23 protein-coding genes are annotated in these 22,689 nt (G+C 69.2%); 8 read left to right on the top strand and 15 right to left on the bottom strand.

The annotated features are described in order from the left end of the window. Nucleotides 1-127: 127 nt before the first annotated feature. Nucleotides 128-1,414, bottom strand: a complete 1,287-nt coding sequence (locus tag G8A07_RS18595) for a cystathionine gamma-synthase family protein (protein ID WP_195793486.1) — start codon at nucleotides 1,412-1,414, stop codon at nucleotides 128-130. Nucleotides 1,415-1,454: 40 nt separating this feature from the next. Between G8A07_RS18595 and G8A07_RS18600 the strand changes: the two genes are divergently transcribed. Further along, a complete protein-coding gene (locus tag G8A07_RS18600) occupies nucleotides 1,455-2,453 on the top strand; it encodes a 2-hydroxyacid dehydrogenase (protein ID WP_195793487.1) in 999 nt (332 codons plus the stop codon). A gap of 9 nt (nucleotides 2,454-2,462) precedes the next feature. On the opposite strand, the gene G8A07_RS18605 is transcribed toward G8A07_RS18600, so the two are convergent. After that, entirely contained in the window at nucleotides 2,463-2,831 is a 369-nt protein-coding gene (locus tag G8A07_RS18605; RefSeq protein WP_249937050.1) for a YbaN family protein, read from the bottom strand. A 57-nt stretch (nucleotides 2,832-2,888) separates the two neighbouring features. Between G8A07_RS18605 and G8A07_RS18610 the strand changes: the two genes are divergently transcribed. Together G8A07_RS18610 and G8A07_RS18615 are read left to right on the top strand one after the other, a co-directional pair. Next, nucleotides 2,889-3,815, top strand: a complete 927-nt coding sequence (locus G8A07_RS18610; RefSeq protein ID WP_195793489.1) for a LysR substrate-binding domain-containing protein — start codon at nucleotides 2,889-2,891, stop codon at nucleotides 3,813-3,815. Nucleotides 3,816-3,885: 70 nt separating this feature from the next. Next, complete coding sequence (locus G8A07_RS18615) at nucleotides 3,886-5,037, top strand: alpha-hydroxy acid oxidase (protein WP_195793490.1); 1,152 nt, start codon at nucleotides 3,886-3,888, stop codon at nucleotides 5,035-5,037. A gap of 3 nt (nucleotides 5,038-5,040) precedes the next feature. On the opposite strand, the gene G8A07_RS18620 is transcribed toward G8A07_RS18615, so the two are convergent. The 12 genes from G8A07_RS18620 to G8A07_RS18675 all read right to left on the bottom strand — a co-directional run bounded on the left by G8A07_RS18620 (nucleotide 5,041) and on the right by G8A07_RS18675 (nucleotide 16,326). Then, nucleotides 5,041-5,781 carry a GntR family transcriptional regulator gene (locus G8A07_RS18620; RefSeq protein WP_195793491.1) on the bottom strand — a complete coding sequence of 247 codons (741 nt, stop codon included), beginning with the start codon at nucleotides 5,779-5,781 and terminating at the stop codon, nucleotides 5,041-5,043. A gap of 57 nt (nucleotides 5,782-5,838) precedes the next feature. After that, nucleotides 5,839-7,905 carry a phenylacetic acid degradation bifunctional protein PaaZ gene (paaZ, locus tag G8A07_RS18625; protein ID WP_195793492.1) on the bottom strand — a complete coding sequence of 689 codons (2,067 nt, stop codon included), beginning with the start codon at nucleotides 7,903-7,905 and terminating at the stop codon, nucleotides 5,839-5,841. A gap of 135 nt (nucleotides 7,906-8,040) precedes the next feature. Beyond that, complete coding sequence (locus G8A07_RS18630; protein WP_195797845.1) at nucleotides 8,041-9,198, bottom strand: ABC transporter substrate-binding protein; 1,158 nt, start codon at nucleotides 9,196-9,198, stop codon at nucleotides 8,041-8,043. A 55-nt stretch (nucleotides 9,199-9,253) separates the two neighbouring features. Then, complete coding sequence (locus G8A07_RS18635; protein WP_195793493.1) at nucleotides 9,254-9,868, bottom strand: TetR/AcrR family transcriptional regulator; 615 nt, start codon at nucleotides 9,866-9,868, stop codon at nucleotides 9,254-9,256. 46 nt (nucleotides 9,869-9,914) lie between these two features. Next, nucleotides 9,915-11,003 carry a 1,2-phenylacetyl-CoA epoxidase subunit PaaE gene (gene paaE, locus G8A07_RS18640; RefSeq protein WP_195793494.1) on the bottom strand — a complete coding sequence of 363 codons (1,089 nt, stop codon included), beginning with the start codon at nucleotides 11,001-11,003 and terminating at the stop codon, nucleotides 9,915-9,917. A 109-nt stretch (nucleotides 11,004-11,112) separates the two neighbouring features. Continuing rightward, entirely contained in the window at nucleotides 11,113-11,634 is a 522-nt protein-coding gene (gene paaD / locus G8A07_RS18645) for a 1,2-phenylacetyl-CoA epoxidase subunit PaaD (RefSeq protein WP_195797846.1), read from the bottom strand. Further along, nucleotides 11,634-12,416 (bottom strand): 1,2-phenylacetyl-CoA epoxidase subunit PaaC, encoded by a 783-nt coding sequence (gene paaC / locus G8A07_RS18650; RefSeq protein WP_195793495.1) that lies wholly within the window; start codon nucleotides 12,414-12,416, stop codon nucleotides 11,634-11,636. The genes paaD and paaC overlap by 1 nt, the downstream gene beginning before the upstream one ends. After that, nucleotides 12,416-12,715 carry a 1,2-phenylacetyl-CoA epoxidase subunit PaaB gene (paaB, locus tag G8A07_RS18655; RefSeq protein ID WP_195793496.1) on the bottom strand — a complete coding sequence of 100 codons (300 nt, stop codon included), beginning with the start codon at nucleotides 12,713-12,715 and terminating at the stop codon, nucleotides 12,416-12,418. The genes paaC and paaB overlap by 1 nt, the downstream gene beginning before the upstream one ends. Then, nucleotides 12,712-13,716 carry a 1,2-phenylacetyl-CoA epoxidase subunit PaaA gene (gene paaA / locus G8A07_RS18660; protein ID WP_195793497.1) on the bottom strand — a complete coding sequence of 335 codons (1,005 nt, stop codon included), beginning with the start codon at nucleotides 13,714-13,716 and terminating at the stop codon, nucleotides 12,712-12,714. The genes paaB and paaA overlap by 4 nt, the downstream gene beginning before the upstream one ends. Nucleotides 13,717-13,732: 16 nt before the next feature. Continuing rightward, the gene (paaK, locus tag G8A07_RS18665) at nucleotides 13,733-15,043 is read right to left on the bottom strand and encodes a phenylacetate--CoA ligase PaaK (protein WP_195793498.1); all 1,311 of its coding nucleotides are present in this window, start codon (nucleotides 15,041-15,043) and stop codon (nucleotides 13,733-13,735) included. Nucleotides 15,044-15,056: 13 nt separating this feature from the next. Then, nucleotides 15,057-15,503 (bottom strand): hydroxyphenylacetyl-CoA thioesterase PaaI, encoded by a 447-nt coding sequence (gene paaI / locus G8A07_RS18670; RefSeq protein WP_195793499.1) that lies wholly within the window; start codon nucleotides 15,501-15,503, stop codon nucleotides 15,057-15,059. Nucleotides 15,504-15,513: 10 nt separating this feature from the next. Further along, nucleotides 15,514-16,326 (bottom strand): enoyl-CoA hydratase-related protein, encoded by an 813-nt coding sequence (locus G8A07_RS18675; RefSeq protein ID WP_195793500.1) that lies wholly within the window; start codon nucleotides 16,324-16,326, stop codon nucleotides 15,514-15,516. A gap of 158 nt (nucleotides 16,327-16,484) precedes the next feature. Between G8A07_RS18675 and G8A07_RS18680 the strand changes: the two genes are divergently transcribed. Together G8A07_RS18680 and G8A07_RS18685 are read left to right on the top strand one after the other, a co-directional pair. Continuing rightward, nucleotides 16,485-17,078, top strand: a complete 594-nt coding sequence (locus tag G8A07_RS18680) for a phenylacetic acid degradation protein PaaY (protein ID WP_195793501.1) — start codon at nucleotides 16,485-16,487, stop codon at nucleotides 17,076-17,078. Nucleotides 17,079-17,216: 138 nt separating this feature from the next. Further along, nucleotides 17,217-18,740, top strand: a complete 1,524-nt coding sequence (locus G8A07_RS18685; RefSeq protein ID WP_195793502.1) for a methyl-accepting chemotaxis protein — start codon at nucleotides 17,217-17,219, stop codon at nucleotides 18,738-18,740. 6 nt (nucleotides 18,741-18,746) lie between these two features. Here the strand turns inward: G8A07_RS18685 and G8A07_RS18690 are convergent, their stop codons facing one another. Then, nucleotides 18,747-19,868, bottom strand: a complete 1,122-nt coding sequence (locus G8A07_RS18690; protein WP_195793503.1) for a YbdK family carboxylate-amine ligase — start codon at nucleotides 19,866-19,868, stop codon at nucleotides 18,747-18,749. 242 nt (nucleotides 19,869-20,110) lie between these two features. On the opposite strand from G8A07_RS18690, the gene G8A07_RS18695 reads away from it, so the two are divergent. From G8A07_RS18695 to mobA, 3 genes are all read left to right on the top strand, one after another. After that, complete coding sequence (locus G8A07_RS18695) at nucleotides 20,111-20,869, top strand: YdiY family protein (protein WP_195793504.1); 759 nt, start codon at nucleotides 20,111-20,113, stop codon at nucleotides 20,867-20,869. 68 nt (nucleotides 20,870-20,937) lie between these two features. Beyond that, nucleotides 20,938-22,062, top strand: a complete 1,125-nt coding sequence (moaA, locus tag G8A07_RS18700; protein WP_195793505.1) for a GTP 3',8-cyclase MoaA — start codon at nucleotides 20,938-20,940, stop codon at nucleotides 22,060-22,062. Between the two features lies 1 nt (nucleotide 22,063). After that, a complete protein-coding gene (gene mobA / locus G8A07_RS18705) occupies nucleotides 22,064-22,687 on the top strand; it encodes a molybdenum cofactor guanylyltransferase MobA (protein WP_195793506.1) in 624 nt (207 codons plus the stop codon). Nucleotides 22,688-22,689 lie beyond the last annotated feature (2 nt).

The following is a 22,689-nucleotide window of genomic DNA, read 5'->3' on the forward strand; positions in this document are numbered from 1 at the left end:
TCGACGTCCTAGCGACAGATTCATCGCTACGGCAGGCAAAGTGACAGGCCGTCACCAACTCGAAGAGTGACTATCGCAACTGGCCGAGAACGGCGAAACGCAACCAGTCCCGATACACCCTGCTCGCTCATGCCAACGCCTGCTCGAAATCCCCGATCAGATCCTGCGCCTCCTCCAGCCCGACCGAGAGCCGAATCATGCCGTCGGCGATGCCCATCTCGGCGCGCACCGCAGCGCCGGCTTCCCAGAAGATGGTGGGCGCGACCGGGATGATCAGGCTTCGAGTGTCGCCCAGGCCGGTGGCCTTGACCGGCAGGCGCAGGCGGTCGAGCACCGCGACCAGGCTCGCGGGATCGCGCAGCTCGAAGCTCAGCAGCCAGGACGAGGCCTTGAACAGCCGGCCGGCCAGTTCATGCTGCGGGTGGGACTTCAGGCCCGGGTAGAACACCGCGCCGATCTTCGGGTGCGCCTGCAGCCAGCGCGCCAGGGTCAGCGCGGTGGCGCTGCTGCGCTGCACGCGCAGCGCCAGGGTCTCGGCGCCGACGCTGATGCGGTGCGCGGCGTCCGAGGCCAGGGTGCCGCCCATGTCGCGCAGGCCCTTCTTACGGATCTGCTGCAGCCCCCATTGGCGTGCATCGCCCTTGCGGTAGGCCGGGAAGATGTTCGGATAGCTCGACCAGTCGAACAGGCCGGTGTCGGTGACCGCGCCGCCCAGCGCGTCGCCATGGCCGGCGATGGTCTTGGTCAGCGAGTTGATCACCAGGCTGGCGCCGACGCTGCGCGGCTGGAACAGGGCCGGCGAGGTGATGGTGTTGTCGACCACATAGACGATGCCGCGCGCGCGGCACAGCGCGCCAATCGCCTCCAGGTCCGGCACCTGGGTGCCGGGGTTGGCGATGGTCTCGACGAAGACCAGCCGCGTCTCGGGCCGCAGCGCGGCTTCGACCGCGGCGGCCGAGCCGGCGTCGACCTTGCTGACCGCGATGCCCAGGCCCTCCAGGCTGTCCAGCAGGCTGTTGGTATTGCCGAACACATAGCGGCTGGAGACGATATGGTCGCCGGCGCGCAGCAGGGTCAGCAGGGTGGCGGTGATCGCGGCCATGCCGGTGGCGAAGCTGATCGTGCCCAGGCCCTGCTCCAGCGCGGTGATCTTGGCCTCCAGCGCCGCGGTGGTCGGCGTGCCCTGGCGCGCGTAGTTGAAGCCGCCCTTCAGGCTGCCCTGGAACACGCCGATCAGGTCCTCGACCCGCTCGAAGCCGTATTGCACCGAGGTATGGATCGGCTTGTGGATGCCGCCATGCTCGACGCCGGCGCGGCGGTCGGCATGCAGGGTGTCGGTGCTGAGCCGTGAGGCCTGGCGGATCGGGGCCTCCTGGCTGCGGTCCTGGTCGTCGTTCGGGGTCGTTGTCGTCATCGTGGCAGGATAGCAGCCGGTCAGCACCTCAAGGTCACCCATGAAAACCGCCATCTTCAGCGCCCGCCGATACGACCAGGCCTTGCTCGCCCGGGCCAACCAGGCCGCCGGCCATGAGCTGCTGTTCATCCAGGACCGGCTGAGCGCGGAGACCGCGCGCCTGGCCGATGGCTGCCCGGCCGTCTGCGTGTTCGTCAACGACCGGGTCGATGCCGAGGTGCTGCGACTGCTGGCCCGCCAGGGCACGCGCCTGGTCGCGACCCGCTCGACCGGCTACAACCATGTGGATGCGGCCGCGGCGCGCGAGCTGGGCATCGAGGTGGTGCGCGTGACCGACTACTCGCCGCATTCGGTGGCCGAGTTCGCGGTGGGCCTGCTGCTGGCGGTGAACCGCAAGATCGCGCGCGCCAGCATGCGCACCCGCGAGGGCAACTTCGAGCTTGAGGGCCTGATGGGCTTCGACCTGCATGGCAAGACGGTCGGCGTGATCGGCACCGGCAAGATCGGCCTGATCTTCGCCCGCATCCTGCGCGGCTTCGGCTGCGAGCTGCTGGGCCATGACCCGCAGCGCGCCCCGTCCTTCGAGCAGCTGGGCGGGCGCTATGTCGACGACATGCCGGCGCTGATGGGCGACTGCGACGTGGTCTCGCTGCACTGCCCGCTGAACGCGGCGACCCACCATATCGTCAACGCCGACTCGCTGGCCCGGATCAAGCGCGGCGCCATCCTGGTCAACACCAGCCGCGGCGGCCTGGTCGACACCGAGGCGGCCACCGCGGCGCTGAAGAGCGGCCAGCTCGGCGGCCTGGCGATCGATGTCTACGAGCAGGAGGCCAGCCTGTTCTTCCAGGACCTGTCCTCCACCGTCATCACCGACGACGTGATCCAGCGCCTGGTCTCCTTCCCGAACGTGATCCTCACCGGCCACCAGGCCTTCTTCACGGTCGAGGCGATCGGCCAGATCATGGCCACCACGATCGAGAGCCTCACGGCCTTCGAGCAGGGCCGGCCCCTGCAGCACCGAATCCCGACAAACTGAGCACGCCGCTCAGCGCCGCGTCGGCAGGCTCCACAGCCAGGCCGCCACGCCGGCGCAGCAGGCCGCCGGCAGCCAGCACCAGGCCAGCGGCAGCTTGTAGCCGGCCCACAGTGAGCTGGCCGCCATCATCACGCTGGCGATCTGCTTGGCGCGCAGCGGCACCGCGCGGGTGGCGCGCCAGTCGCGGATCATCGGCCCCAGACGCGGGTGGTTCAGCAGCCAGGCCTCGCAGCGCGCGCTGCCCTTGGAGAAGCAGAAGGCCGCCAGCAGCACGAAGGGCGTGGTGGGCAGCAGCGGCAGGAAGATGCCGATCACGCCCAGCAGCAGGCTCGCGAACCCCGCCAGCAGCCAGAGCAGGCGCAGCAGCGACTGGGTCATCGGCGGGTCCTGCGGCATGCTGCTTTTTCCATCGTCGGCAGTGTATACAGTGCGGGCATGAACGGTTCGACGCCCTCGCCCCTGCTGCCGCCCGGCCTGCGCCTGCCCTCGATCGACGCGCTGCTGGCCTTCGAGGCCGCGGCGCGCCTGGCCAGCCTGGAGCGCGCGGCCGAGGAGCTGCACATCAGCGCCAGCGCGGTCGGCAAGCGCATCGCCGGGCTGGAGGAGCTGCTGGGCGCGCCGCTGCTGACGCGCTCGGCCAAGCCGCTGGCGCTGACCGCGGCCGGCAAGGAATACCTGCAGCAGATCGGGGGCGTGCTGGCCGCGCTGGCGGCGATGCCGCAGCACCGCCGCGCCGCGCAGACCCGGCCGCGGCTGCGCATCAGCTGCCCGCCGACCTTCGCGCGCCAGATCCTGGTGCCGGCCCTGCCGGACTTCGGCGCCCGGCATCCGGAGATCGAACTGGAACTGGTGCTGAGCATCCCCTTCCTGGACGAGCGCGCGCCGGAGGCCGAGCTGGAGATCCGCAACCAGGCGCTCGAGCAGGAGGGCCAGGTCTTGCTGCACGACCGGGTCACGCCGATGGCCGCACCCGCCCTGCTGCAGCGCCTGCCGCCGCTGGACCGGCCGGCCGCGCTGCGTGCCGCGCCGCTGCTGCGCACGCCGCTGCAGCCCTGGGCGCCCTGGCTGCGCCAGGCCGGGCTGGACTGGCCGGAGCCGGACCGGGGCACGCGCTTCGTCGACCTGGGCCTGACCCTGGAGGCTGCGGCCTGCGGCCAGGGCGTGGCGCTGGCGCGGCCCAGCCTGGCCCTGCCCTATCTGCGGCGCGGCGATCTGCGCCTGCTGTTCCCCGGCCTGGGCGTGCCGGCGGCCCAACCCTACGGCCTGCTGCAGCATGACGACGGCGCGCCGGCCGAGGCCTTCGCGGCCTGGCTGTTCGCGCATTGCCGCGCGCTGGAGGAAGAAGTTTCCGCCCTGGCCTGAAGAACTTTCCGCCACGCCCGGCGACCCCGCCGCTAGCATGGCCGCCATCGACCCTCAGGAGCCCGAGTCCATGCCCGTGATCACCAATATCGAAGACCTGCGCGTGCTGGCCAAGCGGCGCGTGCCGCGCATGTTCTACGACTATGCCGATTCGGGCAGTTGGACCGAGAGCACCTACCGCGCCAACGAGAGCGATTTCCAGCGCATCAAGCTGCGCCAGCGCGTCGCGGTGAACATGGAGAACCGCAGCACCGCGGCGGCGATGGTCGGCGTCGACGTGAAGATGCCGGTGGCGATCGCGCCGACCGGGCTCACCGGCATGCAGCATGCCGACGGCGAGATCCTGGCGGCGCAGGCGGCCGAGGCCTTCGGCATCCCCTTCACCCTGTCGACGATGAGCATCTGCTCGATCGAGGATGTCGCGGCCCACACCACCCGGCCCTTCTGGTTCCAGCTCTATGTGATGCGTGACCGGGATTTCATCGAGCGCCTGATCGACCGCGCCAAGGCCGCCAACTGCGGCGCCCTGGTTCTGACCCTGGACCTGCAGATCCTCGGCCAGCGCCACAAGGACCTGAAGAACGGCCTCTCCGCACCGCCCAAGCTGACCCTGCCGAACCTGATCAATATGGCGACCAAGCCGCGCTGGTGCCTAGGCATGCTGGGCACCTCGCGGCGCCAGTTCGGCAATATCGTCGGCCATGTGAAGGGCGTCGAGAACATGGGCTCGCTGTCCGAATGGACCGCCAAGCAGTTCGACCCGCAGCTGAACTGGGGCGATGTGGAATGGATCAAGAAGCGCTGGGGCGGCAAGCTGATCCTGAAGGGCATCCAGGATGTCGAGGATGCGCGGCTCGCGGCCGATTCCGGCGCCGATGCGCTGATCGTCAGCAACCACGGCGGCCGCCAGCTCGACGGCGCCGAGTCCAGCATCCATGCGCTGCCGCGCATCGTCGAGGCGGTCGGCTCGGCGATCGAGGTGCATATGGACGGCGGCGTGCGCTCCGGCCAGGACGTGCTGAAGGCCTGGGCCCTGGGCGCCAAGGGCTGCTATATCGGCCGCTCGATGCTGTACGGCCTGGGCGCCATGGGCCGCGAGGGCGTGGCCAAGGCGCTGGAGATCATCCACAAGGAACTGGACCTGACAATGGCCTTCTGCGGCCACACGCAATTGCGCAATGTCGACCGCAGCATCCTGCTGCCGGGCACCTTCCCGACCTGAGGCTCAGGCCGCGGCCGGCGGCATCGCCGGCTTGGCGCGCAAGACCTGGATCTCGAAGCGGTAGCGGTCGGCGCGATACAGGCTCTTGGCGTACTCGACGATCTCGCCGCTGGCGCTGACCGACAGGCGCTCGATCAGCAGCGAGGGCGAATACGGCGGCACGTCCAGCGCCTGGGCCTCCTCCTCGCTCAGCACGGTGGCCTGGATCTGCTGGCTGGCCGAGCGGATCTGCAGGCCGAACTGGCGCTCCAGCAGCTCGTACAGCGAGCCGCGTGCCAGGTCTTGCGGCTCCAGGCCCGGCAGCAGGGCCTGGCTCAGGTAGACGGTCTCCAGCGCCATCGGCTCGCCATTGGCCATGCGCAGGCGCTTGAGCTCCAGCACCGGCGAGCCGGGCACGATCTTCAGGCGCTGGGCCAGCTTGGCGCCGGCCGCGATGCGGCGGCTGGACAGCAGCTCGCTGGACGGGGTCAGGCCGCGCTCCTGCATCTCCTCGGAGAAGGACAGCAGCTGCGGCTGCTTCAGCACCGGCTGGCCGGAGACGAAGGTGCCGGCGCCCTGCTTGCGCTCCAGCAGGCCTTCTACTTCCAGCTCGCGCAGGGTGCGGCGCAGGGTCTCGCGCGCCACCTCGAAACGCTCGCTGAGCTCGCGTTCCGGCGGCAGGCGTCCGCCCTCGCCATTGGCCTCGATCATGGCCAGCAGCTGCTGCTTGAGCTGCTGGCGCTTGTGGATTCGGTCTGTCGCCATCGTGGGGCGGCATCATAGCCGCAGCCGCGTGGTTCGCAGACCTCTTCTAGACCAATCTCAGGCCGCGGCGGGCGCCGGCAGCTTGGCGACCAGGGTCAGGATGTCGTAGCTGGCGACCAGCTCGCCGCGCTGGTTCATCACCTGCACATCCCAGGCCACCACGCCCTGCGGCGGCTGGTCCGGGCGGTTGCCGCGGTCGATGCGGCGTTTGCAGGTCAGGCGCGCCTGGATGGTGTCGCCGATCGCCACCGGATTGACGAAGCGCAGCGTATCCAGACCATAGTTGGCCAGCACCGGCCCCGGCGCCGGCGAGACGAACAGGCCGGCCGCCGCGCTCAGCACGAAGTAGCCATGCGCGATGCGCTGGCCGAACTGCGTGTCCTTGGCCGCGATCTCGTCGAAATGCATGTAGAAGAAATCGCCCGAGATGCCGCCGAAGTTGACGATGTCGGCCTCGCTGACGGTGCGGCGATGCGTCAGCAGCGAGTCGCCGATCTGGATCTCCTCGAAATGCTTGCGGAAGGGATGGATTGCATCCTCCTGCACCTTGCCACCGCGCTGGTATTCGCCGGTGATCGCGGTCAGCATCGTCGGCGAGCCCTGCACCGCGCAGCGCTGCAGGTAATGCTTGACCGCACGGATGCCGCCCAGTTCCTCGCCGCCGCCGGCGCGGCCCGGGCCGCCATGCTTGAGCGCGGGCATCGGCGAGCCATGGCCGGTGCTTTCCTTGGCCGCGTCGCGGTCCAGCACCAGCAGGCGGCCGTGGAAGGCGGCCGCGTGATAGACCGCCTCGGCGGCGAGCGCCGGGGTCTTGGTGACGACCGAGCCGACCAGGCTGCCGCGGCCCTTGGCGGCCAGCGCCAGCGCCTGGTCGAAGTCCTCGTAGGGCATCAGGGTCGAGACCGGGCCGAAGGCCTCCAGCTCATGCACCGCTTCGTTCGTGAAGGCGTCGCGGCACAGCAGCAGGGTCGGCGCGAAGAAGGCGCCCTCGGCCACGCCCTCGCCCAGCGGCGCGAAGCCGTCGCGCGCGCCGAACACGGTCTCGTTGCCGGCGCTCAAGGCCGCCAGGCGCGCGGCCACGTCGGCCTGCTGTTCCTTGGAGGCCAGCGCGCCCATGCGCACGCCCTCGATCGCCGGATCGCCGACCTTGATCTTCGCCAGGCGTTCGCGCAGCATGCTCGCCACCGCGTCGATATGGCGCGCCGGCACGATGGCACGGCGGATGGCCGTGCATTTCTGGCCGGCCTTGGCACTCATCTCACGCGCCACTTCCTTGACGAAGAGCTCGAACTCGGGATCGCCCGCTTCGACGTCCGGCGCCAGGATCGCGCAGTTCAGGCTATCGGCCTCGGCATTGAAGGGGATGCTGCGCGCGATGATGTTCTTGTTGACCTTCAGCATCGCCGCGGTGTCGGCCGAGCCGGTGAAGGTCACCACATCGGTCTCGCTCAGGCGGTCCAGCAGGTCGCCCGAGCTGCCCACCACCAGCTGCAGCGCGCCGGCGGGCAGCAGGCCCGACTCATGCATCAGCCGCACGCAGGCCTCGGCCACATAGCTGGTGGCGGTGGCCGGCTTGACGATGCAGGGCATGCCCGCCAGGAAGCTGGGCGCGAACTTCTCCAGCATGCCCCACATCGGGAAATTGAAGGCGTTGATGTGCACCGCGACGCCCCGCTTGGGCACCAGCACATGGGAGCCGAGGAACTGGCCCTCGCGGCCCAGCGCCACCGCCGGGCCCTCGTGCACCACATTGCTGGAGGGCAGCTCGCGCCGGCCGGTGCTGGCATAGGCGAACAGGGTGCCGGTGCCGCCCTCGATATCGATCCAGTTGTCGGCGCGGGTGCCGCCGGTATGGGCCGAGATCGCGTAGAGCTGCTCCTTGCGCTCCAGCAGATAGCCGGCCAGCGCCTTCAGGATCGCGGCGCGCTGCTGGAAGCTGAGCTTGAGCAGCGCCGGCAAGGCCTGACCCCGCGCGAAGGCCAGGCTCTCGCCGAAGTCGATCGCCTCGGCATGGGTCTGGGCGATGACGCGGCCGTTGATGGCGCTGTGCAGGGAACGCGCGGCTTGGCGACCGATCCAGCGGTCGGCGATCAGGCTCTGGAGAACGGGGGTATCGGTGGACACGGCAGACCTCGACGTATCGGCAAAGAAACGGATGAAAGAAAGAAAAACCCGCCGCGGCAGCTGTGGTGGATGCGGTGGCGGGTTGGCGGTGCTAGCGCCGGCCGCGCGCCCTGGCGGGCTCCGCGGCCTGGCGGTTTACTGAACGAATTTCCAGGTACCGTTCTCGATCTTGACCATCACGCGGGCGCGCTGGTCCAGACCCAGGTGGTCGGTGGGCGACATATTGAACACGCCATGGGCGCCGGCCAGCTCCTTGACGCCCTCCAGCGCATCGCGCAGCGCGGCGCGGAAGGCCGGGGTGCCGGGCTGGGCGCCGCCCTTCAGCGCGACCGGGATGGCGCTCTGCAGCAGCAGGCCCACGTCCCAGGCATGGCCGCCGAAGGTGCTGGCCGAGCCCTTGCCGAAGGCGGCCTCGTACTTGGCGACATAGTCGCTGGCGCTCTTCTTGACCGGATGGTTGGCCGGCAGCTGGGCCGCGACCAACACCGGGCCGGCCGGCAGGAAGGTGCCTTCCACGTCCTTGCCGCCGACGCGCAGGAAGTCGTTGTTCGCGACGCCATGGGTCTGGTAGTACTTGCCGGCGTAGCCGCGCTCCTTCAGCGTCTTCTGCGGCAGCACGGCCGGCGTGCCCGAGCCGCCCACCAGCACCGCGTCGGGCTTGGCCGCCATCAGCTTCAGCACCTGTCCGGTGACCGAGGTGTCGGTGCGGTTGTAGCGCTCGTTGGCGACGATCTTCAGGCCCTTGATGCCGGCGATCTTGGCGAACTCCTGGTACCAGCCCTCGCCATAGGCGTCGGCGAAGCCGATGTAGCCGGCGGTCTTGATGCCGTTGTCGACCATGTGCTGCACGATGGCCAGGGCCATCATGATGTCGTTCTGCGGGGTCTTGAACACCCACTTCTTCTTCGCGTCGACCGGCTCGACGATGCGGGCCGAGGCGGCCACCGAGATCATCGGCGTGCTCGATTCGGCCACCGCGTCGATCATCGCCAGCGAGTTGGGCGTCACGGTGGAGCCGACCACCACGTCGACCTTGTGCTCGGTGATCAGCTTGCGGGTGTTGGAGACGGCGGCCGTGGTGTCGGAGGCGTCGTCCAGGATGATGTAGTTGACCTTCTGGCCACCGATCGTGGTGGGCAGCAGGGTGATGGTGTTCTTCTCGGGGATGCCCAGCGAGGCGGCCGGACCGGTGGCCGAGATCGTCACGCCGACATTGATATCGGCCTGGGCCACCAGGGCCACGCTCGCCGCGGCCGCGGCCAGCAGGGTCTTCATGATCGTCTTGTTCTTCATCATCGTCGTCCTTGTCTCCTAAGGGGTGGGTTTTGCCTATCGCGACTCTAAAGATTCATCCGGGCATCGGTTCGGGTGTTTTCACCGCCCCGAGGCCGCCAAAGAACAGATCGGCCACCATCGGAGCCACCGATTCGTAGCTCAGCTCGCCGTCCGGGCGCAGCCAGGTGAAGGTCCAGTTGATCATGCCAAACAGCAGCATGGTCAGCGGCTTGTGCAGGCGGCTCACCTCCAGCTCCGGGCGCACCGCGGCCACCGCGTCGGCGAAGGCGGCAACCACCTGGCGCTCCACCTCCAGCAGGCGGGCGCGGTCCTCGGCATCGAGGAACTTGACGTCCTCGGTCAGCACGCGGTGCTGGTTCTGCGCCTCGCCGTACTCGCGCACGAAGCGCGCGATCAGCGCACGCAGATGCGGCTCCGGAGCCAGGTCTTGCGCCCTGACCTCCTCCACCAGCGCGGCCAGGCTCTGCACATGGCCCTCGCAGATCTGCATCAACAGCTCATGCTTGTCGCGCACATAGTGGTAGAGCGTCGGCTTGGAGACCTGGCAGGCTTCGGCCACCTCGTTCATCGAGGTGCCGGGGTAGCCCTGGCGCGCGAACAGGCGCGCCGCGGCGGCGAGGATCTCCTCGCGGGTGGACTCGAAACCGGGGGCTCTTCCTCTGGCCATGGCTTGTTCTTCTTTTTGCTGTCGTTGCGAAGACGGCGGCCGGGTTTCAGCGCTCGTCGAAGGAGATCACCACGCGCGGGGTCAGCGCATGGGCCTGGCAGCTGAGGATAAAGCCTGCCGCGAGCTCCGCCTTGTCCAGCGCGAAATTCTTGTCCATGCGCACCTCGCCCTCCAGCAGCTTGCAGCGGCAGGTCGAGCAGACGCCGCTCTTGCACGAGAACGGCACGTCCATGCCGGCGCGCGCGGCGGCGTCGAGCAGGCTGGGATCGGTCTTCGCGAACTCGATCTCGCGGCTGATGCCGTCGCGAATCACGATCACCTGGGCCGCGTCGGCATCGCCCTCGCGCACCTCGTGCGGCGCCGGCTTGCCGGTCTGCATCTCGGGGGTGCCGAAGCGCTCGATATGGATGCGATCCTCGGGTACGCCCGCGGCCAGCAGCGCGGCCTCGGCCTGCTGGTTCATCTCGAAGGGGCCGCAGACGAAGACCTGGTCGATGCCGGCGGCCGGCACCAGGACCTTCAGGAAGTCAGTCAACTTGGCCTGGTCGAGCCGGCCGGCCAGCAGCGGCGAATCGACCGCCTCGCGCGAGAACACATGGTGCAGGGCCAGGCGGGTCAGGTACTGGTTCTTCAGGTCCTCGATCTCTTCCTTGAACATGGTCGAGGCCTGGCGGCGGTTGCCGTAGATCAGGGTGAAGCGGCTGTCGGGCTCGCGCGCCAGCACCGTCTTCATGATCGACAGGATCGGCGTGATGCCCGAACCGGCGGCGATGCCGACATAGTGACGACGGCGCCCCGCGGCCGTGGCCTCCGGCAGGTTGCCGAAGCGGCCCTGCGGCGGGAAGACCTGGATCTCGTCGCCGGCCTTCAGCGAGCCATGCACCCAGCTGGAGAACTGGCCGCCGTCGACCTTGCGCACGCCGACGCGCAGCTCGCCGTCATCGACGCCGGCGCAGATCGAGTAGGAGCGGCGCAGGTCCTGGCCGCCGATGTCGCTTCGCAGGGTCAGGTATTGCCCCTGGGTGAAGCGGAAGGTCTCGGCCAGCTCGGCCGGCACCTCGAAGCTGACGACCACGGCCTCGTCGGTGTCGGGCCGGACCTCGCGCACGCGCAGCGGGTGGAAGTGGAGGCTCATGCAACGCGCCCCTCGTCCGATGGGTACATCGTCCGATCCCCCGAGGGGATGCGGGCCGGCTCGGGAGCGGCCCAGCGCTCGGCCCGCCCATTCTTGGTCAAGACGTATTTCATATCGGTTTGAAATGTTCGAAAGGTTCGCGGCACGACAGGCAGCGATACAGGGCCTTGCAGGCGGTGGAGCCGAAGGCCGAGAGCTTCTCGGTGTGCTCGCTGCCGCAGCGCGGGCAGGCCAGCTTCGTCAGCGCGGCGCGGTGCACCAGACGGATCGGCTGGGCGGCGCCAGAAGCCACGGGCCCCGGCGGCGCGATGCCGTATTCCTTCAGCTTGCGGCGGCCCTCGTCGCTGATCCAATCGGTGGTCCAGGCGGGCGCGCGCTGCATCGTGATGCGGATCTCGCCGAAGCCGGCCAGCGCGGCGCGCACATCGTCCTGGATCAGCTCGGTCGCGGGGCAGCCCGAATACGTGGGCGTCAGCACCACCTCCAGGCCGCCGGCCGTTTCCTTCAGATCGCGCACGATCCCCAGCTCGTCCAGGGTGATCACCGGCACCTCGGGGTCGGGGATCTGGCGCAGCACCTCCCAGGCGGCGTCGAGCCGTCCGCAGGCGGGGCCGCGCTCGGTGGTGTTCATCACCACGTGCCCCCGGGGTAGCTGCGCTGCAGATGCTGCAGGGTCGCCAGCATATGGCCCATGTGCTCGCTGTGGATGCCCTTGCGGCCCTGGCTCTGGTAGGCGCTGTCCTTGGGGCAAGCCAGGCCGGCCTCGCCCAGCACCTCGGCAAAGGCGGCGCGCCAGTCGTCCTTCAGCGTGGCCCAGTCGGGGCCCAGGCCTTGCGCCGCGGCGGCGGCATCGACGGCATCGCTGTCGAAGAGCTCGTTGAAATAGGGCCACAGCGTGTTCAGCGCGGCGGCCAGGCGCTGGGCCGACTCCTCGGTCCCGTCGCCCAGGCGCACGACCCAGTCGGCCGAGTGCTGCTGGTGGTAGGCAGCCTCCTTGATCGCCTTGCCGGCGATCGCGGCCAGCTCGGCGTCGCTGGATTGCTCCAGGCGGCGCCACAGCAGCAGCAGCCAGCTGGACACGGCGAAGTTGCGCAGCACGGTGAAGGCGAAGTCGCCGCGCGGCAGCTCCATCAGCACCGGGTTCAGGTACTGGCGTTCGTCGCGCAGAAAGGCCAGTTGGTCCTCGTCATGGCCCTGGCCGTCCAGCTTGGCGGCATGGGTCAGCAGCGCGCGGGCCTGGCCCAGCAGGTCCAGCGCCATGTTCGAGAGCGCCAGGTCCTCCTCCAGGATCGGCGCATGGCCGCACCATTCGGAGATGCGCTGGGCCAGCACCAGGCAGCTGTCGCCCAGGCGCAGCAGGTACTGGACTTCGGGGCTTGCGCCCACCTTGATCGATGCAGCAGCCATGGTCATCACATGTGGTTCAGCGACTCGGGCAGTTCGTAGAAGGTCGGGTGGCGGTACACCTTGTCTTCCATCGGGTCGAAGTACATGCCCTTCTCGCCCGGGTCGCTGGCGACGATCTGGCTGGACAGCACCACCCAGATGCTGGTGCCTTCCTGGCGGCGGGTGTAGACGTCGCGCGCCAGCTGGATCGCCATCTTGGCGTCGGCGGCATGCAGGCTGCCGCAATGCTTGTGGTCCAGGCCCGCCTTGTTGCGGACGAAGACCTCCCACAGCGGCCATTCGTTTTGAGTCGTGGTGGTGCTCATGCTGCTTGTTCCTTGGTAGCTTGCTTGCGCGCGTGGGCCAGCGCGGCCTCGCGCACCCAGGCGCCGTCTTCCCAGGCCTTGATGCGCGCGCCCAGGCGCTCGCGGTTCATCGGGCCGTCGCCGCCGACGACACGCCAGAACTCGGCCCAGTCGATCGCGCCGAAGTCATGCTCGCCGCGCGCGGCGTTCCACTTCAGGTCCGCATCCGGCAGCGTGACGCCCAGGATCTCGGCCTGCGGCACGGTCGCGTCGACGAACTTCTGGCGCAGCTGGTCGTTGGTGATGCGCTTGATGCCCCAGCGGATCGACTGCTCGGAATTCGGCGAATCCTTGTCGGCCGGGCCGAACATCATCAGGGAAGGCCACCACCAGCGGTTCACCGCATCCTGCACCATCGCCTTCTGCTCCTCGGTGCCCTGCTTCATCATCACCAGGAGGCTCTCATAGCCCTGGCGCTGGTGAAAGCTCTCCTCGCGGCAGACGCGGATCATCGCGCGCGCATAGGGCGCATAGGAGCAGCGGCACAGCGGCACCTGGTTCATGATCGCGGCGCCGTCGACCAGCCAGCCGATCACGCCGATGTCGGCCCAGGTCAAGGTCGGGTAGTTGAAGATCGAGCTGTACTTGGCCTTGCCCGAGTGCAACGCGTCCAGCATCTGGTCGCGGCTGGTGCCCAGGGTCTCGGCCGCCGAGTACAGGTACAGGCCATGGCCGGCCTCGTCCTGCACCTTGGCCAGCAGAATCGCCTTGCGCTTCAGGGTGGGCGCACGGGTGATCCAGTTGCCCTCGGGCAGCATGCCGACGATCTCGGAATGCGCATGCTGGCTGATCTGCCGGACCAGGGTCTTGCGGTAATGGTCGGGCATCCAGTCCTTGGCCTCGATGAAGTCGCCGGCGTCGATGCGCGCCTCGAAGGCGGCCTCGGCCTGGGCCTCCTCGGCGCTCTTGATCTTCTTGCTCGGCGCGTCCTGCGGGCCGACGCTCATTGCCTGGGTGTACATGCTGGCTGCTCCTTGCTTACTTGGGGCGCTTGTCGACGACGCGCCGGGCCTTGCCGACCAGGGTGCGCTCGATCGAATCGGGCTGACCGATGAGCACCTTGGTGGACACGCCGATCAGGGTCTTGATGCGGTGCTGCAACGACTTGGCGATCGCGCCGGTGTCGGCGCTGGCCACCGCCGCGGTCTGCAGCTCGCAGTGCACCGCCACCTCGTCCAGGTGGCCGTCGCGGCTGACGACGATCTGGTACTGGCCGCTGAGCTGCTGCTCCTGCAGCACCAGTTCCTCGATCTGGGTCGGGAACAGATTGACGCCGCGGATGATCAGCATGTCGTCGCTGCGGCCGACGATCTTGCCCATGCGGCGCATGCTGCGCGAGGTGGGTGGCAGCAGGCGCGTCAGGTCGCGGGTGCGGTAGCGGATGATGGGCAGTGCTTCCTTGGAGAGCGAGGTGAAGACCAGTTCGCCCTCCTCGCCGTCGGCCACCGGCTCACCGGTCTCGGGGTTGATGATCTCGGGATAGAAATGGTCCTCCCAGATCACCGGGCCGTCCTTGGACTCGATGCACTCGTTGGCGACGCCCGGGCCCATCACCTCGGACAGGCCGTAGATGTCCACCGCGTCGATGCCGGCCTTGGCCTCGATCTCGCGGCGCATCGCCTCGGTCCAGGGCTCGGCGCCGAAGATGCCGACCTTGAGGGACGACTCGCGCGCGTCCAGCCCCTGGCGCGCGAACTCCTCGACGATCACCTGCATATAGCTGGGCGTGACCATGATGATGTCGGGCCGGAAGTCCTGGATCAGCTGGACCTGCTTCTCGGTCTGGCCGCCGGACATCGGGATCACGGTGCAGCCGGCACGCTCGGCGCCGTAATGCGCGCCCAGGCCGCCGGTGAACAGGCCGTAGCCATAGGCCACATGGATGATGTCGCCGGGCCGGCCGCCGGAGGCGCGGATCGAGCGCGCCACCAGATTGGCCCAGGTGTCGATGTCCTTGGCGGTGTAGCCGACCACGGTCGGCTTGCCGGTCGTGCCCGAGGAAGCATGGATGCGCGAGACCTGCTGGCGCGGCACCGCGAACATGCCGAAGGGATAGTTGTCGCGCAGGTCCTTCTTGGTCGTGAAGGGGAACTTGGCGATATCGGCCAGGGTCTTCAGGTCGTCGAGATGCACGCCCTGCGCGTCGAACGCGGCCTTGTAATGCGGCACGTTCTCGTAGGCATGCTGGAGCGTCCACTTCAGGCGCTGCAACTGGAGCGCCTGCAGCTCGTCGCGGCTGGCCTTCTCGATCGGCTCCAGATCGCCGGGGGCGGGGGTCTTCACGGGCATGGGGATGGACTCCTCAGTCGGCAAGACCGGCGATGGCTGGCACCACCGGCTTGCCCTTGATGCGGTAGGACTTGCCGCGGAACACGGCCACCAGCTCGTCGCGCTGGTTCCTGACGGTGATGTCGTAGACGCCGGTGCGGCCGGCCAGCGAAACCTCGCGCGCCTCGGCCGTCAGCCGGTCGCCGGCCCGGCTGGGCGCGACGATGTCCACGTTGAAGCCGGACGCCACGGTCACCTCGTTGTACGAGTTGCAGGCGAAGGCGAATGCCGAGTCGGCCAGGGTCGTGACCAGGCCGCCATGGCAGATGTCGAAACCGTTGAGCATGTCCTCGCGCACCGTCATCGCCAGGGTGGCGCGGCCGGGGCCGACGGCGAGGATCTCCATGCCGAGCGAGCGGGTGGCCCGATCGTTGGCCAGCATGCCGTCGCGCACGGCTTCCGCGATCTGTTGGGGTGTCATCGCTCGGTCCTCAGCGGTCGCTGAAGTTCGGCTTGCGCTTTTCCAGGAAGGCGCGGGTGCCCTCCTGGTAGTCAACGGCGAAGCCCAGCCGGCTCTGCAGCAGGGCCTCGTTCTTCAACGCGCTCTCGAAGTCCAGCAGCAGCGCATCGTCCAGCGCCTGGCGGGTCGCGGCGATCGCCTTGACCGGCATCGCGGCCAGCTTCTGCGCCAGCGCCTGGGCCTCGGCAGCCAGTTCGGCGTCCGGCAGCGCGCGGTAGATCAGGCCGATGCGTGCAGCCTCCGCGGCGGGCAGCTTGTCGCCCAAGAGGGCCAGCTCCAGCGCCTTGGCGCGGCCGACCAGGCGCGGCAGCAGCCAGGTGCCACCGCAGTCCGGCACCAGGCCGATCTTCGAGAAGGCCTGGATGAAGCTGGCGCCCTCGGCCGCCAGCACCAGGTCGCAGCCCAGCGCCAGGCTGGCGCCCGCGCCGGCCGCGACGCCGTTGACCGCGGCGATCACGGGAACAGGCATGGAGCGCAGACGCAGCGCCAGCGGGATGTAGTAGTTGTCCAGCAGATGGCCGATGTCCTTGGGCACCTCGCCCGGCTCCATCGGCGGCTTGATCAGCGCGTCCGACAGATCCTGGCCGGCCGAAAAGCCGCGGCCTGCGCCGGTGATCACGACGCAGCGCACGCCTGCGTCCTGCGCCGCGGCCTCCAGGGCCTCGCGCAGCTGGACCAGCAAGGCGGTCGTGAAGGCGTTCAGCGCCGCCGGCCGGTTCAGGGTCAGGGTGCGCACCGCCCCCTCCTGGCTGGTGATCAGCAGCGCTTCCGAAGTGGCTGTCATGGCTTGTCTCTCTCCACCATCTGGTTATTTCTGAGGCAGATCAAACACTCTTGACCGACCGGTCGGTAGATCGTAAGGTCGCACTTGATTTGGCGCAAGCCCCAAGACCCCAGAACACCCTCGGATTTACCCGAGGTCAACGACCAGGAGACGAGTCCATGCCCTGCTACGCGATCGATGGCGTCACGCCGGTGGTCCATCCCAGCGCCCATGTGCACCCCACCGCGGTGCTGATCGGCGATGTGGTGGTCGGCCCCGGCTGCTATGTCGGCCCCAACGCCTCGCTGCGCGGCGACTTCGGCCGCATCGTGCTGAAGGAGGGTTCGAACGTGCAGGACACCTGCGTGATCCACGGCTTCCCGAAGTCCGAGACCGTCGTGGAGGCCAACGGCCATATCGGCCATGGCGCGGTGCTGCATGGCTGCGTGGTGCGGCACGACGCGCTGGTCGGCATGAACGCGGTGGTGATGGACGAGGCCGAGGTCGGCGCCTGGAGCATCGTCGCGGCCTGCGCCTTCGTGCGCGCCGGCCAGAAGCTGCCGGAAAAATCGCTGATCGCCGGCCTGCCGGCCAAGGTGATGCGCGAGCTCTCGGCCGACGAGATGCGCTGGAAGAAGCAAGGCACCGAGACCTATCAGGCGCTGACACGCCGCTGCCAGGCCAGCCTGGTCGAGGTGCAGCCGCTGGCGGCCGAGGAGGCCGACCGAGCGCGCCTGCCGGACAACGATTACGGCCACAAGCCCGGCGCCTGAATCCGCCACCCGAATCCGCTGCCGGCGCGCGGATGCGGCAATTCCGCACTGTCGCGCCCGCTTCATGCCGGCCCGCGCCGCGGCCCGCCCCTAGCATGCGCGTTTGCCGTTTTTGCCGGGCCGATCCCGAAGGAAGTCATGAAGTTACGCACGCGCATCCTGCTGCTGTGCGCCGTCACCCTGCTGGGCATGACGGTGCTGGCGACCGTGGCTCTGTCCACCCTGTACCAGTCGATGATGAAGGAGCGCACGGCCCAGCTGTCCACCCTAGTGGTGCTGGCCCATGCCGCGGCCGAGAAGGCGCATGCGCTGGAACTCAGCGGCAAGCTGAGCCGCGAGGAGGCCCAGGCCGAGGCCAAGAAGGTGATCGGCGCCTTCCATCAGAAGGACCAGTATTTCTTCGTGCGCGGCTACAGCGACGATGTGAACCTGGTGCACCCGAATCCCAAGCGCATCGGCATCGTCGACGCCAAGGGCGGCCGCGAGGCCGGCGAGCGCTACCGCGCGGCCCTGCAGGGCAAGACCATCGGCACCGTCGTCGCCCCCGGCACGCGGCCGGGCACGAAGGACGAGGTCGAGAAGCTGTACGCGATCGTCAAGTTCACCCCCTGGGACTGGATCATCGGCTTCGGCGACTACATCGACGACATCCAGCAGAGCTTCTGGCGCAGCACCGTGATCCTGCTGGCGATCGCCGGGCTGCTGATGGCGGTGATCGCCGCGCTGGCCTGGGACATGCTGCGCAGCCTGGTGCGCCAGCTGGGCGGCGAGCCGCAGTACGCGGCCGAGGTCGTGCGCCGCATTGCCCAGGGCGATCTGTCGGTCGAGGTCGCGACCCGCGCCGGCGATGAAGCCAGCGTGCTGCAGGCCATCCGCACGATGCGCGACAACCTGGCCCGCCTGGTCAACCAGGTGCGCGAGAGCACCGACTCGATCACCACCGCCTCGGCCCAGATCGCCGCCGGCAACGGCGACCTGTCGATGCGCACCGAGTCGCAGGCCAGCGCGCTGCAGCAGACCGCCTCCTCGATGGAGGAGCTGACCGCCACCGTGCAGCAGAACGCCGACAACGCGCGGCGCGCCAACGAGCTGGCCCGCAGCGCCGCCGAGGTGGCGGTGCGCGGCGGCGAAGTGGTGCATCAGGTGGTCGGCACGATGGGCTCGATCGAGCAGTCCTCGCGCAAGATCGTCGACATCATCGGCGTGATCGACGGCATCGCCTTCCAGACCAATATCCTGGCCCTGAACGCCGCGGTGGAAGCCGCGCGCGCTGGTGAGCAGGGCCGCGGCTTCGCGGTCGTCGCGGCCGAGGTGCGCAGCCTGGCCCAGCGCAGCGCCGCCGCCGCCAAGGAGATCAAGGGCCTGATCGACGACTCGGTCGACAAGGTCGGCCAGGGCTCCCAGCTGGTCGAGCAGGCCGGCAGCACGATCCGCGAGGTGGTGTCCAGCGTGCAACGGGTCAGCACGATGGTCAGCGAAATCAGCACCGCCAGCAGCGAACAGGGCGACGGCATCGCCCAGGTGAACCAGGCCGTCGCGCAGATGGACCAGGGCACGCAGCAGAACGCCGCCCTGGTCGAGGAGGCCGTCGCGGCAGCGCAGTCGCTGAGCCAGCAGGCGGTGGCGCTGTCCGGCACCGTCAGCCAGTTCCGCCTGGCCTGATCGACCTCAGTCCGCCGCGGCCCAGCGTTCGCAGGCCGCGGCCACCACGCCGGGCAGGCTGCGACCACCGGCCAGCAGGCCGCGCAGCCAGTCGGCATCGCCCTCGCGGCGCGCCACCAGCTGCTGCAGCTCCTGCAGCGCCGGCACGGCGCCCAGCCTCTCGGCCTGCGGCATCAGCAGCTCCAGCAGGGCCGGCAGGCGTTCGCCCAGCACATAGGCCTCGTTGCTCTGCGGGTCGACCAGCTGCGCATCCAGCCCGAAGCGGCAGGCCTGGAAGCGGTTGTAGGTGTAGACCAGCTGATCGTCCGCATGCGGCTTGATCGGCCGCTCCTCCAGCAGCCAGGCCGCCAGGCATTGCGCGAAGCCGGCCAGCGCCGCGGCGCGCTGCACCGTCAGCGGCGTGTCCAGCACGCGGATCTCGATCGTGCCGTACTCGGGCTTGGGCCGGATGTCCCAGTAGAAGTCCTTCATGCCGGCGACGATGCCGGTGCGCTCCATGCGCGCGAAGTAGCGGCCGAACTCCTCCCAGCTCAGGGTGAACGGCGCCTGGCCCGACAGCGGGAAGGCGAACACCGTGTTCAGCCGCGCCGACTGGAAAGCCGTGTCCTCGCCCTGCACATAGGGCGAGGACGCGGCCAGCGCGATGAAATGCGGCACATAGCGGCTCATCGCCTGCAGCAGCCACAGCGCGGTGTCGCCGTCCGGGCAACCGATGTGGATATGCTGGCCGAACACGGTGAACTGCTTGGCCAGGTAGCCGTACAGCCCGGTGATTTGCTTGAAGCGCGGCTTGTCGTAGATCTGGCGCTGGGTCCATTGCTGGAAGGGATGGGTGCCGCCGCCGCAGATATCCACCTTCAGTGGCGCCGCGGCGGCCAGCAGCGCATCGCGCGTGAAGCTCAGCTGCTCCAGCACATCGCCATAGCCGTCGCAGACATTGGTGCAGATCTCGATCATCGAGAGCGTGATCTCGGGCGAGACCTGGCCGGGCAGCGAGGCGTTCTCCAGCCGCGCCAGCAGCTCCGTCGCGGCGGGCTCCAGATCGCGGTCGAGACGGTCGATCAGCTGCAGCTCCAGTTCGACACCCAGACTCAGCGGCGCCGAGGCGCCAAAGGCTTGCAAGGGCATGGTGTTCTCCCTGTGGTTGGCGGTGTTGTGAATTCAATGTAGGGGAAGCGCCCGCGCTCTTCGCGCCCCGGGAACACCGCGCGGCCAACTCGCGGCGAACTCCGACGCCGGCGTAGGACGGTGTCTGACGCGACCACGGCCGCTGGCGCACCTAGCATGACCCGGAACATCGAGCCTCCTCTTGCATGACCTCTCATCACCCCTCCCCGACCCCTGCCCTTTGCCTGCCCGCCCTGCTGCTTTTGAGCGGCCTCGCCAGCGCCCAAATCGCGATGGAGCCGGCCCGCGTGCCCGCGCCGGCGCGGCCGGCCGAGCTGACGCGCGACGGCGCGATCCGCGCCACCGTCGGCCTGGCCGCCAGCCTGGCCTCCGGCAACAGCAGCGCCAGCAACCTGAACCTGAATGCCGACCTGGTGCGCGCCACCGACACCGACAAGGTCTCGCTCTACGGCCGCGTGCAGCGCGCCAAGGCGAACCGCGCCACCACCGACGAGCAGCTGCGCGCCGGCCTGCGCTACGACCATGACCTGAGCCCGCGCACATTCGTCTATGTCGGCGGCGAGCTGGAGCACAACCGGCTGGCCAATCTGGACCATCGGCGCCAGTTCGGCGGCGGCCTCGGCTACCACCTGATCCGCAACGAGGCGCACAGCTTCGACCTGTTCGGCGGCCTGAGCCACACGCGCGACAAATACCTGAACCCGGCCCTGATCGACGGCGAGGTGCGCGACGCCTTCGCCTATGCGTCGGTGATGCTGGGCCAGGAGTCGACCCACCAGATCAGCCCGAGCACCAGCGCCAAGCAGCGCCTGATGCTGCAGCCCAATCTGAAGAGCCGCGGCGAGTACCGCGCCAACTGGGATGCCGACATCGCGGTCGCGATCAACAGCACCCTGAGCCTGACGGTCGGCGTCGCCGTCACCCACAACAGCGAGCCCAGCCCGGGCCGCAAGCCAACCGACACCCTCCTGACCACCGGCATCGCCGTCAAGTTCGATTGATGATCCGACGCAAGCCCGGCCCGCCCCCGCGCGCCACCGGGGCACGCAGTTGAGGGCAAAATGCGCTCATGACCGAGCGCGTGACCATCCCCTTGACGGACTGGCGCAGCATCGTGCCCGCGGTGCCCGCCCATCCCCAGCCCCTGCCCGGCCTGCTGGCCGACGCCCTGGGCCGGCCGCTGCACGATCTGCGCATCTCGGTCACCGACCGCTGCAACTTCCGCTGCAGCTACTGCATGCCCAAGGAAGTCTTCGACAAGTACCACGAGTTCCTGCCGCATGCGGAGCTGCTCAGCTTCGAGGAGATCACCCGCCTGGCCCGCCTGTTCGTCAGCCTGGGCGTGCGCAAGCTACGCCTGACCGGCGGCGAGCCGCTGCTGCGCCGCCATCTGGAGCGGCTGATCGAGATGCTGGCCGCGATCCGGACCCCGGACGGCACGCCGCTGGACCTGACCCTGACCACCAACGGCTCGCTGCTGGCCCGCAAGGCCCGCGCGCTGAAGGCCGCCGGCCTGCAGCGCGTCACCGTCAGCCTGGATGGGCTGGACGACGCGGTGTTCCAGCGCATGAACGATGTCGGCTTCCCGGTGGCCGAGGTGCTGCAGGGCATCGAGGCGGCGCTGGAGGCCGGCCTGGGACCGATCAAGGTCAATATGGTGGTCAAGCGCGGCGTCAACGAGGACCAGATCCTGCCGATGGCGCGCCATTTCCGCACACAGTACGGCGGCCGCGTGGTGCTGCGCTTCATCGAGTACATGGATGTCGGCGCAACCAACGGCTGGCGCATGGACGAGGTCGTGCCCTCGCGCGAGCTGCTGGCGCGGCTGGGCCGCGAGTTCGAGCTGAAGCCGCTGTCGGCCAGCGCGCCGGGCGAGACCGCCGAGCGCTGGGCCTATGCCGACGGGCGCGGCGAGATCGGCCTGATCTCCAGCGTCACCCAGGCCTTCTGCGGCGACTGCAACCGCGCCCGCCTCTCGACCGAGGGCAAGCTCTACACCTGCCTGTTCGCCCACAGCGGCCACGACCTGCGCGCGCTGCTGCGCGGCGGCCGCACCGACCTGGAGATCGGTGCCGCGCTCGGCGGCCTGTGGGGCCGGCGCAGCGACCGCTATTCGCAGCTGCGCAGCAGCCAGCAGGACCCGGCCGCCGCCTCGACCGAACGCCGCGTCGAGATGCACTACATCGGTGGCTGAGATGCCCCCGTCGCGCGCGCAGATCACCGGCCTCTTGCTGGCCGGCGGCCGCGGCAGCCGCATGGGCGGGCGGGACAAGGGCCTCGTCCCCTACCGCGGCCGGCCGCTGGCGGCCTGGGCGCTGGAGCGGCTGGCGCCCCAGGTCGGGCCCCTGCTGATCAGCGCGAACCGCAACCTGGCGCAATACCGAGTCCTAGGCCAGGCCCTGGGCGCGCCGGTGCTGGAGGATGCCGACGCGGAGCGCTTCGCCGGCCCGTTGGCCGGGCTGCTGTCGGGCCTGCACGCCTGCGGCAGCGACTGGCTGCTCAGCGTGCCCTGCGACAGCCCGCTGCTGCCCGCCGATCTGGCCGAGCGCCTGGCCGCCGGCCTGGGTGGTGCGGCGCTGGCCGTGGCGCTGGACGCCGAGGGCCGGCCGCATCCCACCTTCTGCCTGCTGCGCCGCGAGCTGGCTCCCGCGCTGGCCGACTACCTCGCCAGCGGTGGCCGTCGCGTGATGGCCTGGCAGCAGGCCCAGGGCGCGGCCCTGGTGCCCTTCGATCGCCCGCAGCATGCGCACGCCTTCGCCAATGCCAACGACCCCGACGAGCTCGCCCGGCTCGAAGCCCATACTCACCACCATGTCTGAAA

The organism is Roseateles sp. DAIF2 (assembly GCF_015624425.1).
Lineage (GTDB): Bacteria > Pseudomonadota > Gammaproteobacteria > Burkholderiales > Burkholderiaceae_C > Kinneretia.